The sequence below is a fragment of the Marinifilum breve genome, from assembly GCF_003202155.1.
Lineage (GTDB): Bacteria > Bacteroidota > Bacteroidia > Bacteroidales > Marinifilaceae > Marinifilum > Marinifilum breve.
Genome location: NZ_QFLI01000001.1, coordinates 531,718 through 548,222, shown reverse-complemented (window position 1 = coordinate 548,222; position 16,505 = coordinate 531,718). Strand labels below are relative to the sequence as shown.

15 protein-coding genes are annotated in these 16,505 nt (G+C 35.0%); 9 read left to right on the top strand and 6 right to left on the bottom strand.

The features are described from left to right. Positions 1-89 precede the first annotated feature (89 nt). From DF185_RS02220 to DF185_RS02200, 5 genes are all read right to left on the bottom strand, one after another. Positions 90-671 carry an outer membrane beta-barrel protein gene (locus DF185_RS02220; protein ID WP_110359088.1) on the bottom strand — a complete coding sequence of 194 codons (582 nt, stop codon included), beginning with the start codon at positions 669-671 and terminating at the stop codon, positions 90-92. A gap of 113 nt (positions 672-784) precedes the next feature. Then, the gene (locus DF185_RS02215) at positions 785-1,909 is read right to left on the bottom strand and encodes a hypothetical protein (protein ID WP_110359087.1); all 1,125 of its coding nucleotides are present in this window, start codon (positions 1,907-1,909) and stop codon (positions 785-787) included. 106 nt (positions 1,910-2,015) lie between these two features. Further along, positions 2,016-2,798 (bottom strand): DUF2971 domain-containing protein, encoded by a 783-nt coding sequence (locus tag DF185_RS02210; RefSeq protein ID WP_110359086.1) that lies wholly within the window; start codon positions 2,796-2,798, stop codon positions 2,016-2,018. Positions 2,799-2,945: 147 nt separating this feature from the next. Beyond that, a complete protein-coding gene (locus tag DF185_RS02205; protein WP_110359085.1) occupies positions 2,946-3,446 on the bottom strand; it encodes a hypothetical protein in 501 nt (166 codons plus the stop codon). A gap of 2 nt (positions 3,447-3,448) precedes the next feature. After that, positions 3,449-4,015 (bottom strand): hypothetical protein, encoded by a 567-nt coding sequence (locus tag DF185_RS02200; protein WP_110359084.1) that lies wholly within the window; start codon positions 4,013-4,015, stop codon positions 3,449-3,451. Between the two features lie 667 nt (positions 4,016-4,682). Between DF185_RS02200 and DF185_RS02195 the strand changes: the two genes are divergently transcribed. The 7 genes from DF185_RS02195 to DF185_RS02165 all read left to right on the top strand — a co-directional run bounded on the left by DF185_RS02195 (position 4,683) and on the right by DF185_RS02165 (position 13,187). Then, complete coding sequence (locus DF185_RS02195; RefSeq protein WP_133249934.1) at positions 4,683-5,450, top strand: DUF6261 family protein; 768 nt, start codon at positions 4,683-4,685, stop codon at positions 5,448-5,450. A 272-nt stretch (positions 5,451-5,722) separates the two neighbouring features. After that, positions 5,723-6,163 (top strand): bacteriohemerythrin, encoded by a 441-nt coding sequence (locus tag DF185_RS02190; RefSeq protein WP_165835913.1) that lies wholly within the window; start codon positions 5,723-5,725, stop codon positions 6,161-6,163. Between the two features lies 1 nt (position 6,164). Then, the gene (locus DF185_RS02185) at positions 6,165-7,265 is read left to right on the top strand and encodes a hybrid sensor histidine kinase/response regulator (protein WP_110359081.1); all 1,101 of its coding nucleotides are present in this window, start codon (positions 6,165-6,167) and stop codon (positions 7,263-7,265) included. A gap of 543 nt (positions 7,266-7,808) precedes the next feature. Further along, the gene (locus tag DF185_RS02180) at positions 7,809-8,567 is read left to right on the top strand and encodes an RDD family protein (RefSeq protein WP_110359080.1); all 759 of its coding nucleotides are present in this window, start codon (positions 7,809-7,811) and stop codon (positions 8,565-8,567) included. A 13-nt stretch (positions 8,568-8,580) separates the two neighbouring features. Continuing rightward, positions 8,581-8,949 (top strand): zinc ribbon domain-containing protein, encoded by a 369-nt coding sequence (locus tag DF185_RS02175; RefSeq protein ID WP_110359079.1) that lies wholly within the window; start codon positions 8,581-8,583, stop codon positions 8,947-8,949. Between the two features lie 89 nt (positions 8,950-9,038). Then, positions 9,039-12,464 carry a hypothetical protein gene (locus DF185_RS02170; RefSeq protein ID WP_110359078.1) on the top strand — a complete coding sequence of 1,142 codons (3,426 nt, stop codon included), beginning with the start codon at positions 9,039-9,041 and terminating at the stop codon, positions 12,462-12,464. A 3-nt stretch (positions 12,465-12,467) separates the two neighbouring features. Continuing rightward, positions 12,468-13,187 (top strand): DUF3592 domain-containing protein, encoded by a 720-nt coding sequence (locus tag DF185_RS02165; protein WP_110359077.1) that lies wholly within the window; start codon positions 12,468-12,470, stop codon positions 13,185-13,187. A 73-nt stretch (positions 13,188-13,260) separates the two neighbouring features. On the opposite strand, the gene DF185_RS02160 is transcribed toward DF185_RS02165, so the two are convergent. Beyond that, a complete protein-coding gene (locus tag DF185_RS02160) occupies positions 13,261-14,529 on the bottom strand; it encodes a metallophosphoesterase (protein ID WP_110359076.1) in 1,269 nt (422 codons plus the stop codon). Positions 14,530-14,969: 440 nt separating this feature from the next. On the opposite strand from DF185_RS02160, the gene DF185_RS02155 reads away from it, so the two are divergent. Both DF185_RS02155 and DF185_RS02150 read left to right on the top strand, forming a co-directional pair. Then, complete coding sequence (locus DF185_RS02155; protein ID WP_110359075.1) at positions 14,970-15,539, top strand: nitroreductase family protein; 570 nt, start codon at positions 14,970-14,972, stop codon at positions 15,537-15,539. A gap of 218 nt (positions 15,540-15,757) precedes the next feature. Beyond that, complete coding sequence (locus DF185_RS02150) at positions 15,758-16,474, top strand: SIMPL domain-containing protein (RefSeq protein ID WP_110359074.1); 717 nt, start codon at positions 15,758-15,760, stop codon at positions 16,472-16,474. Positions 16,475-16,505: the final 31 nt, after the last annotated feature.

The following is a 16,505-nucleotide window of genomic DNA, read 5'->3' as shown; positions in this document are numbered from 1 at the left end:
ATTATTTTAAAAATGCTATAACGGCTACGTATATGAAACTTAGCCTGCCGTTGGTGGCTATGATTTATATATAGTGTTAGCTGTAGATTTTAGAATTCATAACCTAATCCTATTTGGATTCCAAATTGTGTCAATTTTTGGTGATAATTTTCTTTTTCAAATGGAATAAATGAATGCTTTTTAAAATTCGGATTCACGTAAATTATAAAGTTATCGAATTTGTATTTTCCTCCAATCCCTATTCCATATCCTATTCCAGATTGAGAATCAAAACTTTCTTCTCCGCTTTGAAAGTCTAAAATTGGACCACCGTTAATATAAAAATACTTTCCAATGGAATAATTTGCATAAATAGGAATAGAAACTAATTTCAAGTCTTCTTGTCTCGAATTAACAGGTGTTCCTGTAAAAGCAGGTGTTATTTTAACTTTGGCATTTAAAAAGTTAATTCCAGTTTCGAGTGATAGTTTGTTAGATAATTTCCTTAGATATTTAAGCCCAAATTCATAAGAGTTATTATTATCGTAACCACCACTACCGGCCAAATCTCCATTCCTTAATAGTTCACTATCTACAAATCCGTAATAAATTCTAAGCTCATTGTCGTTTTGAGAATAACATTTAAAAGATGCTACAATTAATAGTAAAATTAGAATAGATTTCGCTTTCATTTTGTTTAGTTTTTTTGTTCGATTTACAGCTGGAGTATATTGTTTAAAACCTTTGGTTTGTGTGCTAGCAGGGGAGCATCACTTCCCTTTAATTAAATTTTTTTAGTGAAAGTCTATTGACTGCAATTACCATCTATAATATCTGCAATACTTGGATTATAGGCATTATCTACAATAATAAACTCACCATTAAAGTTATTTGATAAAAGATTTAATCCACAAAAATCATTTAAAGCGGGATTGTTGTTTATGTTGACTTTATTGGTAAATGTTCCTGTGAAATTGGCAAGTGCATCAATATTCTCAAGATTAGAATTATATTGAATTGTTATAATACCATGTACCGCATTCAGTCTTTCAAGACCATGTAAGTTTTTAATTGCACAATTATGAATTGTGAAATTATTTCTTATCTGAAAAATCCCATTTAAACCATTAAAACTTTTAAGCTTACTATTGTTTTGTATATTCAGAGAAGATACACTGGTTAAAGAGTTTAGTCCATCAAAATCAGACAGTTCAGTTCCTATTATTTCTATTTCTAATAAATCCGTTGTTAAATTTCTTAAGCCACTAATGCTCGTTAAAGAACCATCCGAATTATTGAGAATTTCTAATTTATCTCCAATGTGTATAAGATTATTTAATCCATGAAGAGTGGAAAGTGATGAGTTCATTGAAAAATACATTTTGCCACCTATTGAACTAAGCCCACTTAAGCCCATAACATTGTCTAGTTCATAATTATGAAGCAATTCTAGATCCTGACCTATTACAATAAGACTTTCTAAACCATCAAGATTTTTAAGCTTACTATTTTTACTTATCTTAAGGCTTATACTAATCATCATTAAATTGTCCAGCCCTTTCATCGTGCTAAGTGAGTTGTTATCAATTATGTGTACATTTCCTTCAACTCTCTTTAATCCCTCTAATCCTTCCAAATTTAATAAGACTGGGTTGTTAGCTATCGTAAGCCAGCCTCCAATAGAATTCAATTTAGATAAACCTGATAGGTCTTTTATTGGTGATTTTGCCTCGCTGTTTTGGCCAATAGTCAAACCTCCAGTTATTTTTGTATATCCTGCTGCACTAAATTCATCTACTTCCTCTTGAGTTAAAAGAACTGCATATCCGTCATATACTACTTCAGCCTCTGTCTCTGGCTTACAATTATCATCCTCCTTATTGCAACTGAAAAGGATAATAGAAATCAATAATACAACAATTTTTTTCATAACAATTAATTTTATTTTTGCTTATGTATGAATAACTCCTGCTAGCGTTTATTGTTTTTGTTACATTATCTTGTTGGGCATCAACGCCCTTTAATTTTAACTTTTGTTACTTTTCTATGATTTTAATCCCCTTTAGTTCTTCTGGAATATTATTTATTAGATCATTTTTAAACTCTTTAGTCATTTCTTTCCCAAGAATCAATTCCTTAAAGGCTTCAGCAGGTACAATTATTGTTCGATCCTCATTTGTCATTGGCTTTGGTCTAAACGTATGAGTTCTGTACTCTTCCTCAAATGACCATTTCTCTTCTTTATAATAAAGTTGATATATCATTTGAAGATCTCGACTATGAATTGGTTCAGGCATAATTTTAGGTAATTCGTCAACATATTCGACTTTTCCACCACCGCCCAATTGATTAAATAATATTAGAGGATCATAACCCATGCAAAAGCCCTTTGCATTATCACTGTATTTCTCCCACATTTCATCATTGTTCGGATTACCTGTTAGGCTTAACACACCTGTACGAGTATCATACTCTTTAAATGTATTATCTTGAAATTCCTTTGTTTGCTTATCATTGGACAGTACAGATGTTTTAAATAATTCTCTTGACCTGGCTCTGTAATAGTTCCTAGATTTACCTGGTTCTTCTTGGCGAAGTTTAAATTCGATCCACTTGATTCTTTCTTGTTGCGTTAGCAAATCATATCTAACCATTGATCTACAATCTTTCGGATCTTCAAACCAAGAAGGTGCAGAATAGAACAATTCACGATGGGTAATAACTTTTTTGTGAAAAGGGTCGCTCCATGATCGATATTTATATAATATTTCAGGATATTCTCCTTTCATTTTTTCAAAAGTTGCATTCCTCATTTTCATTGCGTTCTATTCTTTGTAATTACAGGTAACGGTGAGTATAAGAATAGTAGCCGATTGCGTGGCACTTTCCTGTCAAAATACAAGAAAGTTGAAGCGGGTTACAACCCTTAAATTTACTACTATCTCGGCTATTATTTTTATACATTGTTAGGCACTGGCTTTGTTACTAATTTGTTCAAATATATCAGCAAGGAGTAAGTCCTCTTCAGGAACTATTCCATATTCAGTTTTAATCTTTTCAATTGTTTCTTCATTATCTAATTCAAAGTCAGAAAGACTACTCATGTCTGAAATAAAGCAATCAAAATAGTTAATGCCAATTATCGTATTAAAAAAGTCAATTGCAATTTCTTCATATATTTCGATTTTATTTGATTCAGTATATTGTATTGGCACAATGCTTCCTGGTCTTGGAAGTTGGTTTTCTTTACGATATTCAATAAGATTCTTTTTTAAATTTTCGATTGCATTAGAAACTGAATCTCCATGAGCCACAAACAATGTCCAATTTGTAAAGCTAGCTCCAAACCTTATATCTTCCTGTTCGGCGCTCAAGTTTTCCCAAGTTTCAAGTGGGTAATCCTCAAAATCCCATTCAGATTTAAAGAAAGAAAGGAGATATTTTATTTTAGCCTTTATCTGTTTCATTATTAAAAATTATTATCCTCATTATTTTCAAGCTTGCAAATGTCATATTCGAAATTCGCTGTTATTTTATCCATTACGTTCGGTAAGTAAGGTATTATATCATTCATTTTCGAATCTTTCGTCAAGCCTGCAAAGTGATAATTATTTAATTGATTTACAATATCTTCTTTTTCCGAATCAGTTAAAGAACTAAATGGGTCTTCTGTTAGGTAACTATGAAAATTAGACAAGTGAATAAATGCGCAACCAAATTTATAAACATTTTGAGTCCATCCCCTTAATTGGCTTGCTAGGTTAACCATATCTCTGTCAGTTATTGTTTGAACTTTATTGTTATGATTAATAAATGTCCATTTTTCACCATTTAGTGTTTTATTTACTAGTAATTCTCTTTGTGAGATATCGGGAATATTTATTAGGTAAATCACTCTAACCATTGAATCTAATTCTTGTCTCAGAACTGAAAAACAATTTCCGTATAGCTTATTTTTATACAAAACAGAAAAAGAACTTTTATTTTCTTCTGACCTATCTCTTAGAATCCTACAAAACTTTTCAATTACTGTCATCAGGGTCTTGTTTTTAGCTTGTGCCTAACGTATGTATAAAGTGCATTGCACTTTATATACCTTATCTGTTGTATTTTGTAAGTTGTTTAAAATCTTTGGTTTGTGTGCTGATTTTGATAAAATATGCTCCTGTGTTTTTGCAAGAGTATCAATGCTCCATCAATTTTTATCAGCACATATAAATTTAATCATAAATCACATACAGTATTGTCTTTCAGGCTAATTAATTATCAATAAAAATAAGAAAGTTAGCTTTTGTGTAAGTTAACTACTTCCCTTGGTACTGTTAGGAAGACATCTCAAATTACAATGGGTACACGACAACTATTAGTATAGCTATACTTCAATCTTTACTATTTCTTCAAATCAAGAACAAGAATATCGATACTATGGTGTTATTTTCTTCCTCCTTTTGGGAGCAAGCTTATAACATAGCATTATTTTACTCTCGCCCGTGGGAGGAGATAAATAACGGTTCTTTATCCACTAATGTTTATCTGCTTTTAAGGAATATTTAATTATGAAATGCATGGTGCCAATTAAATGAAGTTTTTATAAAAGAGTTTTTCGTATTTTATTTTACGATTCGTAAAAATTATGAAATTAATTGTTTGTTATCTATAAATTAAATAACTTCATGGGTGAAAATCATCTAAACTACCATATTATGAATTTTAAATCCATACAATTAAGACAACTAAGACACAATGAATTTATCCAGTATAATAAGAATTTTCTTGAAATACTTACTGGTTATGATTTGGAAACTTTGAAGGTGAAAGTGCAATCAGATTCTTTTGCATCCTTATTATCAGCTATGACGGCATTGTATATGCCTGATAGGGGAAGTGAGATCACCAAATTGTTAGAAGTGGACGATGCACGTCGTGATAAAGCCATAAATGGTATTCAAGCAGTAGTTGAAGGTTTTTGTAATCACTTCGATGCTGAATATGTAATGGCAGCTACTGTATTACTTAATTCTTTAAATAAATATGGTTCACGTATTGCAAAGCAAAATTATCAGGGCGAAACGGCAACAATCGATTCTATATTACAAGAATGGAAAAGTGAAAATGTTTTGATAAATGCTCTAAGCAAATTGTCTCTTACAGCTTGGGCCAATGAATTAGAGGTAGCCAACGCTAAATTTAATTCGGATTATCTAGATCGTGTTAAGGAAGATGCTGAGCAAACAGATGTGAAAATTATTGATATTCGTAATCAAATGATTGAATCCTACAGAGTGTTGACAACTCGAATTGAAGCTTTTGCCACAATTAGTGATGATCAGACATATTCTACCATTATTAATCAGGTAAATAGTGTGATTCCAAAGTACAATGCAGTTGTAGATGCTCGTAAACCAAAAAAAGAAGAGAAAGAAACTAACGAAGAAGAAGCTGTTAGCGAAGCTTCAACAAGTGAGTCGTAGTTTATTACTTACAATCTAATATATTTTACCCCATACAAACATGTTTTGTATGGGGTGTTTTATGACTGAATGTATGACTTCTAATCTTGATAAAGAGAATGTTATGATATGGTAATGTAATTATTGATTATAAATGGGGGATTCTTACACATAATTTCTTATTTTAGTGATAACGCCAATACCCAATGTGCGAACTGGTTAATTGTTGGGAGTTACCACAAGTTGCAAGGTGTTTGTTAGGCAACATTATACTAACATTAAAACATAAGAGTATGGGAAGTAGAGAGTTAGATGGAATCATACAATGGCATTCCGATTTTGAGACAGGTATTGCGAGAATAGACTTCGAACATAAAATCTTTATAGAGTTATTGAATTCTTTTAAGTATGAAATCAATTTAAAGCGTTCAGATGAAGAGTTGTATAGAATTATGAATGAAATAGAAAAGTATGCAGAGTTTCATTTTATTAGTGAGGAAAATGCTATGCGTAGAATGAATTATCCTGCCTTTAAGGAGCATCAAATTGAACATTTTGAATTGTTGGAAAAATTTAACCTTGCAAAGTTTAAAAATTGTAATTTTGAAGGATTTCATGAATTTCTAAAAGAATGGTTTCTTAGACATACTGTTGAATCAGATACAAAATTGAAACTGTATATGTTGGAAAATAATATAAATTTGGAAGACTTTTTCTACGAACTAAAGATCTAAAATGAATACACTAAACGTTATCAAACTCCTGGTAGTTGATGATAAACCTGAAAACCTAAATCTAATTTCAAGTTTTTTTGAGGATTCAAACTATTTTGTGCGCACGTCTGGTTCATACGAGGAAACATATGAATTGTGTAATGAAATCGAGTTTGACCTTTTGTTAATCGATATTAGAATGCCGCGTGATGGTTTTGCTTTTGCTGAAAAAATAAGAGTGAGCGATTTAAACAGCAATACTCCTGTTATTTTTATGGCTGAGAAAACCGATCAGGAGAATATCTCGAAAGCTTTTAAAGTAGGGTGTAGGGATGTAATCACAAAACCTTTTCAGTTGGAAGAGTTGCTTTCAAAGGTATCTACGCATTCCTTATTGCAAATCCAGCATAAGCAAATTCATGAATTAATGCTTGCTAAGGATAAGATTTTCTCCATCATTGGTCATGATTTAAGAAGTCCTTTCAATTCGTTGATTGGTTTTTCGAAATTATTGCTTGAAAATCTGGAGGCGAGTGAAGACAAATCATCTCAAAAGTATGCTGAGTTGATTTGCAATATTTCTACCAAAAACCTGGAGCTATTAGATAATTTACTAGTGTATGCACGAGATCTGGAAAAGCAAGCTGAATCGACCTTAGAGAAAATAGATGTACACAAGCTAATTTCAGAGGTGTTGCAAATTGTTCAGCCTACTGCAGCTTTAAAGAAGATACAGTTGGTGCAAATCTTTGGAGAAGCCAAATCTACTTTTGGTACCAAAGATTTAATTGCTACGATGATTCGAAATATTCTAAGCAATGCAATTAAGTTTTCGCGCCAACAAGGATTTGTTACCGTACAAACAAGGGTTATAGGTAATATGATTGAGATTGATATTACGGATACAGGAGTGGGAATGGATGCAAATCAGTTGAATAATTTGTTCGATAAAGAGCATCCTCAATCTAGTCTTGGCACTTCAGGAGAAATGGGGTCGGGATATGGTTTACTTCTTTCGAAAGAAATTGCAGACAAGCACAATGGTGAAATAAAGGTGGAAAGCCATGTGGGTAATGGCACAAGTTTTAAAATTAGACTTCCAATCTACGAAGAGTCGAAATAAAATAAAAGGCTCCAATTCATATTGGAGCTTTTTTTCTGAAAGTGTTTAAATTTTTAATAAACCAGATAAGGGTACTCTGTACCTCTATATTTGATGATTTGTTCTACGAATATTAAGGTGCTCTGCACCGAGCTAATGTTCAATCTACCTTCACCTGAATAGCAGCAGTGCTTCGTAATCCTGGTAGTTTAAGTATTAAAATATTTGCTTAGGTGCACAGGTACCGATCGCCTGTGTGTCACTATCCGACCTAACGAGTGTATTTGTGCTGTACCAAACACCTGTATGCATAGTTATTGATGCATTTGCATAAAGGCAGTCATTTGTCATTTCCTGTCTACTATTGATTTTCGGCCATTAATTGTTGTTTGTATAAAAATACAGGTGTTCCATTTGGCATGAGTATAATATTTCTATATTTGCATCCCCAAAAATTAACATATACTTAATTTTCTTCCCCTATATAATTTTGCTGTCTGCTTGTAAAGTGCAGAAATATTACCACAGCATTGTGTAAGTAATACATTAATAATACATAAGATAATGATAGAATGTCCAAAATGTGGTTCGGTGAACCCATCGGGAAGTGCTTTTTGCGAACAATGTAAATCGAATTTGGCCTTTGAATTGATTGATCATCCGCTTTGCCCGCTCTGTTTGACTCAATATGAGAGAGGAGACTTTTTTTGTGAAAAAGATGGCAATCGATTAATAGACAAGAGTGAACTTTCCTTTCGTTGTACGAAGTGTGGAAAATCATATGAGCAAGATGTGAAGTATTGCCCCGAAGATGGAGGAAAAGTAGCCAATTGTGTCGGTAATGATTTTGCAAATGGAAGAGTGTTACAAGATAATAATGTGCAGGCTCCAGCCTCGTTGAAAAAGCGATTTGTAGCCTCTCTTTTGGATGGTCTTATTGGTACTGGGTTTATGTTGCCGTCTATCTTCTGTATGATTACGGGTACTCAGGCAATTAATCATGGGGCATACGACCGCGGACTTGTATTGTGGTGCTTTGCTGCAGCACTATATCTATTGCCCATACTCTATTTCCTGTTAAAGGATGGCATGGGAAAAGGTCAAAGTTGGGGCAAGAAAGCTATGGATCTGCAAGTGATACAGGAAGAAAGCAATAAAGTTTGCTCTTATAAAAAATCCTTTGGTCGAAATGGTGTGATGCTTCTGCTAAATTTTGTGCCATTGGTAGGATCATTCATCGAGCCGATTGTGTTGCTTGCATCCAATGATGGGAAGCGATTGGGAGATAAGGCAGCCAAAACAATAGTTGTAGAAATCAATTAAAAAAACTAGGACAATGAATTGTAGAAAATGTAATATAGAGAATAGCGACCAGGCCAAATACTGTAAAAATTGTGGTCAGATTCTGAGAGAGGAAAAGAGCAAAGAGTCTGCTACGAAGTGCACTGATAAATTGATTATTGGATTTATAGGTGTTGTATTTGCCACCACTTTATTCAGTTTTGTACACAGACTGGTCTATTATAATTGGTTCGATTCGCCATTAAAGAATGTTCAAATAGTTATGTGGATGCTTAGGGAGTTAAGTTTTATCATGATTCCTTTTGCGCTTAAAGATAAAAAGCTAAAAATAATAGGCTTTATACTGGTTGTTTTTAATATCCTATATATCATTTATCAGCAAATGGGATACTTTCAGATATAAGAATAAACGCCAACCTAATTGTCTGATATTCCCTTAGAATTGGGGTAGCACTGTTAAAACCAATTGTACTTTAAGAAAATTAATTTGTAATGATATTAGAAGAATTCGAAGCAAAATATTTAATCAAATATACGCCCGGTGATGTTGAATCCATAAGGGCAGGATTGCAGGAATATGCTCGCCTGCTGGAAAGTGGCGAAGCTTTTGAAGATGACTATATCGTTGCGCATTTTGAATGTGCACAGAAAGAGGTATATGCGACCGACTTTGAAAATAATGAGTCAGTTACCACTTTTTTAAACGAGATCAGCGATAGCTACAAAGAGGATAAGGATGAGAATCCAAACCTAAAGGATATTCTTTTTACCGAAACCCTCTTTTTTATGCATGCGCTTCAGTATGATGATTTGCATGATGAGATTAAAACCGCCTGTGAAGCAATTGTGAACTACGCTCGTAAGTGCAATGATTCCAGTAAAATGTGGATAAGCAATGAAACCTGTTTTGGGCTGGAGCCTTTGCAGCTTTTTGCTTGTGCTTACCCTGAACATGGTGTGTTGCTGGCAAGTTTTATGGTTCCAAATTGGGACGATGAGCATATGGGGTATGCAATTTGGGGATATGCAGCTTGGGTAATCACTCAAGGATTAAACGAGCATACCATCAAATCGTTCTGCTATTGCGACAATATTCGTGCCCGTATGATGGCATTGGGTTACGACGATTGGGATGGCCCTTCTGAGAATATGGAGGTGAGAGATCATTTCCCGCTTTTGAAACATTTGAGAGCATCCAAAGAGAATCAAAATCAGTTTAAAGAATTCTTCAAGGAAAGATTAGGTTCCCTTCCTTTATTGGATGGATATGATAGTTTTGACGCAGAAATTACTGTCGAAACTTATATTTTCCAAATGGGATTCGAGATGATGGTCAGTCTAAACCCGGTTGATTATTGGGATGATGACTTTGATATTGACGACTACATGAGCGAAATTTGGCTTGAAGATGTTGCCCAGGTGGAGCTAAACGAATGGGCTGATGAGTTAATTCCTTTTGCCAGTTTTGCTGAAGATATTAGCGAAAGTGAAGATGATGGTATAGAAGAAGAAAGCGAAGCCCACATTGTAAAAATTTGGGACGAATTCTTTTGTGAGAATTTTGATGATGGCAAGGAAATTTGGAAATACATTGCTCAGAATGAACATCCGGAAGTTTTAGATCAAATAAAAGAGGAGTCACTTTTCACTATCATCAACGAAAACTGTAAACCTCTGAAGCAAATCCTGAAAGATCAGTTGATTTTTGAAGAAGAGGAAGTCAGAACCATGCTTGAAGATTGGACTCATAGTCTATTTAAAGCCTGGAAAGAGGAAAAAGTTTCTGATGACTTTCATTACGAACGTTTAATACGATTTACCGATGTAATGTATCGCTTCCTCGGAGCAAAGAAATTACCAATTCGATACAAGAAAATCATTAGTGATGGTTTCAGGCGTACCTCAAAATTGGAGCTTACAAAACGTTATCCACTTCCTTGGAAAGAGGAATTAATTGATACTCTTCAGCAATTGAGTCAGTACAAATCTGCGGTAAGCAAAGGGAAATTGGAGCGAATTGCACAGTTGGTTGAGGAACATGGAGAGAAAGCAGAAGCTGTGCTTACCGAAGAAATGTGGGATCAACAGAAGGCAAGAGATAATTTTGGGAAAGATAAAATGATGTCTACCAAACCCTTTATTGCCTCTGAAGATGCTCTTTGCGTTTCTATGTATTTGTATCTCGACAATTTATCGAAAGGCAGATTCAACTCCGTTAATGATAAAGCCATGGAGTTTATCGATGCCATTGCCTTGGATTGTTTGATTTACAATCTTCATGATGGTTTTCAGACCGTGGGAAAAGAGTATGTTGAGAGATTGGAAGAAAGAGATTCACTTCATGATCACGAAATAGAATATTGCCATAAATATTACGAGTGGATAAGCTTCCGCGATTATATCATTACAGGGGAGTTTAGCCCAATCAAACACTTTGAAGTACAACCTACAAGTCCAGATTTTGCTGCTAAGAATTTACCAGTAAGTCAGTTTTGTATTTCAGATACACAAGAAGATTATAATATAATAGCCGAAAGAAAAGGGGCAATGATGAGTTTGTTGGTTTTTGCCGAAATTGCCAAAGGTTGCGCAATACACAAAAACAAACAAGCCTTCGAACGAGTTGAAAAATTCTTTTACAGCATTGCGCCATTAAAAATGGCTCTAGTACCATTTAACTATCATTTAGAAAATGGTGAACTGGAATACTATGAAGATTTAGAAAGCATTGCCAGTAAGTTATTGGTCAAAGGAGCACCACAAATCGCTTATTGGTCTTTACGATTGTATTATCTGACTAGAAATCCTGAATTACGCGAATCGGAATTTATGGATATGATGTATCAAATTCTAGATAATGCAGCCAGTCCTGATTTATTGCAGGCCTATAAAAACATGACCTATCGTATGCAATTGAAGGCATTGAGAAATGCTAAAAGGTTGAATCATTACCAGGAGTATAAAGAGCAAACAATGGAGATGTTTATTGAAAAACTTCGCCGCTATATGCTGGGAAGCTATGTGATTGACGATCCTGCAATTTATATCCATAACAGGCTGAAACAAGAGAAAATCTATACCAAATATATTCGATGGGAAGCAGCAGCAAATACACCTGAATTAATGGATGCAGTTTATAATATTGATACAGGAATCCAATTGGAATGCAGCTCAAATGAATCGGAAAGCTTTGTGCGTGACAAAAAAGGTTGGGGCTATCTTTTATTAGAGAAAAAAGGAGAAGAGCTAGACATCTTGTTTGGTCACGAATTATTGGCACACATCAAAAATGGATTTGCAAAAGACAGCTATTACAGCACTCAAACTCATTTAATCATGGTAGATGAAAATTGCCCGAAAGAGTTTGTGGAAGAATTGAGGGTTTTTGATAATATGGATTTCCGTTGGTATGTGTATGATCAGGTAGTGAAATATCTACGAGGCGAACTTGAATTTGATGTGATTGAAACTGTAGTGCGATACAGTACTTCTATTAGTGTGACAGCAAGTAATTATAATGATTTTGATTTTTATGCTATTGCAGACTTGTTTTCGAGGGAAGACAAAACCAGAATGCTAAAAGTGCTTTCCCTAATTTCGATGGAATTATTGGAGCAAGTTTCAGGATTGGAGCCTAAGGATTACTACAAAACTTTATTACAAGCTGAAATTGATACCGATGGCATCTTAAATTATCTGCATAAAGAACAGGAGTATGATTTGTTGGCCAAATTTGCCCAGGAAAGAGATATTTCTGAAAGCATCGTCAAACTAAAAATTGCGGATCAAATTCCACTGTTTACCATAGTGGCAAACTATCCGCAATACCACAGTTTTATTATTAGTCGCCGCAAAACACGTTCGCCTAAATTAAAGCAGCATTTGGAAATGCTGATTGAAAAACTAGAAATTAAATAACATATGGGTATACCAAAAACTGTAAAGTATTTCTTTGCTATAGTAGGGCTTATTGTCCTAACAGGATCATTTATTGTTAGTATGAACAGATATGCTTTTGTAAAAGCATCGATTAAAACCGAAGGCGAGGTTGTTGAGCTGGTATCGGTGCGATCAAGTAGTACAACGAGTAGTTCAACTACATATGCACCTTGCATTTGCTTTTTCGATGAGCATGGGAGACTAGTGGAATTTGTCTCCTCCATAAGTAGTAGTCCGGCAAGTTACGATGTAGGTGAGCGGGTGGAGATTATTTATGATCCGGAAGCACCTGAAGAGGCAAGGGTGAATGGTTTTTTTCATATCTGGGGATTGGCAAGTGTTTCAGGACTTTTTGGAGCTATATTTTTTACCATTGGTTTCTTGCTGATCTATTCTGAGAAAAGAAAGCAGTACATTGAAAAATATTTGAAACGAAATGGCCTAAGAATTACCCCCGATTATTTATGGACAGAGCTTAATGAATCCTATTCTGTAAATGATAAGCACCCTTATCAAATTATGGCTTTGTGGACAAATCCTTCAGACTCGGAAGAACATTTGTTTGTAAGTGAAAATATTTGGTTTGATCCATCTCATTTTATCGGAAAAGAGAATATCACTGTATTGATTGATATAAAGAATCCTAAAAGGTATTTTGTGGATTTGCCATTTTTGGAGAAGGAGAAGAATGTTCCTGAATAATTCCAAATTGGTATAAAAAAAGCAGCGCACTTTTCAAATAAGACAAGTGCGCTGCTTTTTTTATGATTTAGTTTTATGCCAATTCCACCACGGTAATTTCGGGTGGCATACCAATTCTTCCTGGGAAACCGATGTATCCAAATCCGCGATTTACATAAAGGTACTGATCGCCTTCGCGGTACAATCCGCCCCAGCGAGGGTATTTGTATTGCACCGGACTCCACTTTATGCCTGCACGTTCAATTCCAAACTGCATGCCGTGGGTGTGTCCTGCAAAAGTAAGATCGATATTCGAGTTTTTAATCACCTCTTCGTCCCAGTGCGATGGATCGTGGCTCAACAATATTTTAAACGGAAGATGCTCTGTGCCTTGGGTAGCCTTGTTTAAATCGCCATGCTGAGGGAATGGAGGTTTACCCCAATTTTCAACACCTACCAAGGCAATTTCTTCTCCTTTTATATTTATGGTTTCGGTTTCGTTCAATAACAATCGAAATCCCATTTGCTTGTGGAAATATTTTATTGCAGCAAGGTTTTTTGCTTTATCTTCCTCCGATCGCCAATAGGAGTAATCGCCATAATCGTGATTGCCCAGTATGGAGTATTTGCCAATTTTAGCTTTCATTTTTGCCAGAACAGGAGCCCAGCCATCAGTCTCTTCGGCAAAGTTGTTTACCAAATCGCCAGTGAAAACAATCAAATCTGGTTCTTGCTCATTAATCAGTTCAACGGCTTTTTCCACCTTCTCGAAGTTTTTGTTGAAACTTCCCAGGTGCATATCCGATATCTGAACAATTTTTAAACCCTTAAATGCTTTCGGAAGATTGTTGAAACGAATGCTCTCGCGCATTACTCGGTAATTGAATTTTCCCTTGGTTACTCCGTAAAGGATAGATGCAAACGGAATGGCAGCCAATACCAATCCCATTTGGTACAAAAACTCGGATCTCTCCATCTTTCTCTTCGAATTAAATTGTGGTACACTTTTATTCCTTCTCTCTCTGAACCATGTTATGGTTCTCCTAATCGCCCCTTGTATATCCTTTATTAAGACGAAAAATATGAATACAAACTTTGGAAAATAAAATAACGCAAATCCGGCCACCAAATAGCCGGAATAAATGTAGGCATCGGCTTGTTTTACGTGCTTAATACCAAACATGAATGTGGTAAAGGCAGCAAAAATAAAAACTGAAATGCTCCAGAATAAATACGTTAATGTGTGTCGTGCAATTGAATTGTTAATTCTTGCAATCAGAGGTTTTGTGCCACGATAGGTGTAAATGTCTACCAAAAGCATAAATAGTAACAGAGGTATCAATAAATAAACGCTCGCTCTCATTCTTATTTCAAAGATTCTTAAATCGATTTTTACCGATTTGTATTTATACTATCCCCAAAGAATTTTGTTTCCATCGGGATATAAAAATCAATTGATTCAATACCATCTTGATATATAACAATTGTAGTATTGAATTAGGCATCAAATATATAGAATAAAGTACTACCTAGTCCTTAATAATTGTTAAAAAAGAGTTATATTCAAAATTAAGTATCAAGTAACAAGTACAAAGTAATAAGTATAAAGTGTAGTTCTTAAAATGGAATTAGTTGTTGTTCATTTTAAGATTTCTCCCTTTCAGGGGAACCGTAGCGAAGCGGAGCTCGTGAACACAATTGAAAATGAGCAAGTGTGAATCAAATGGCGACAGCCAGAGGGGTGTTAATAAAGCCAACATTATAAGCTAAACCAAAAATAAAAAGAACTTTAAACCAACACATATGGCAAGAATTCACGAATTAATTGATAAAAGATGGAGTCCGAGAGCTTTCGCCGATCAGGAGATAGAGGAGGACAAGATTGAGAAATTGTTTGAGTCGGCCTCATTTGCTGCATCATGTTATAACGAGCAACCTTGGCGATTTGTATATGCTACCAAGGATTATCCGGAACGATACGAGCAGTTGTTTTCTTGTTTGGGAGAGTTTAACCAGATGTGGGTGAAAACGGCTCCCATGATAATTTTAACCGTAGTATCTAAGATTTTTGCGCGTAATCAAAATCCGAATGATCATGCACGTCATGATTTGGGTTTGGCCATTGGAAACATGTCCGTGCAAGCCATGAGTATGGATTTGTACATGCATCAAATGGCTGGTTTCTCAGCTGAAAAAGCTCGTGAGGTTTTCGATATTCCGGAAGATTTTGAACCGGTAACCATGATTGCGGTCGGTTATTTGGGCGATGCAGATCAGCTGCCCGAAAGTATGAGAGAAATGGAATCGCCTAAGCGAGATAGAAAAAACTTGGCCCAATTGTTGTTTGATGGCGATTGGGATAAGATGAGATAAAAGCATACATGCAAAAAAAAGGCTCCCGTGAAGAGAGCCTTTTTTGCTGATAATTTACATTGATAACTTATTGCAAGTAATCGTTCCTAAATCAAACGTGTTTTGGATTTAAGAGGACGCAAGATAGTTAAAAAAGACTAGATTGTCTTTTAATTGAGTGTGAATTTTTCTCTTACTTTTCCAGATAATATAAGAAGCAACAAATCAATAAATTAAAAATGATGAAGAAGTTAATCCTATTAGTGATCATCCTGATTACAGGCGTTTGTGTAAATGCTCAAAGTACTTATCCTACCTTAGATGTAAGGGGAGAGAGCAAGATATTTCAAGAGCCCGATATTGTTGAGATATCTGTAAATATAAGTACCAAGGCAGGTGAATATGAGGCTTGTTTGGACAAAAATTTCGCTGATGTTGATCGATTAAAGAAGTCTTTGAAATTGGCAAAGATTGAGAGTTTGAAGATATTTGATGTTGGTCAGCGAATCAACGAAGAGAACACGTATTCATCGGGCCGACAGATTCCTGATGGTTACCGTGCCAATTACAGTCTCAAACTAAAGTTGGAAGCCAATGGAAAAACAATTCACTCTTGTCTTGAGGTATTAAAATCTTCGGATGTGGAGTTGAATTACAATGCCAACTATGGTTTAAGCCCTGAGTTGATTAAATCTACCGAGGCAAAATTAATTGCAATGGCTGTGAGTGATGCCAAAATCAAAGCAAAGGTGTTGGCAGAATCGGCAGAAGTTCAGCTTAAAAGCATAATGAATATCAATTACGGAACCGTTAAAGCGCTATACGGACCAAAGCAGCACATGGCGGAAATGAGAATGAGTAAAGCTGGTTATTCGGGTTCACAATCGTTCACCAATCCAGATCCAATTGTACTGACGGATCATGTTGAGATTACTTACCTTATAGCTGATAGATAGGCGAAATTGCCTGCCGTGTAATAGCTTGAAA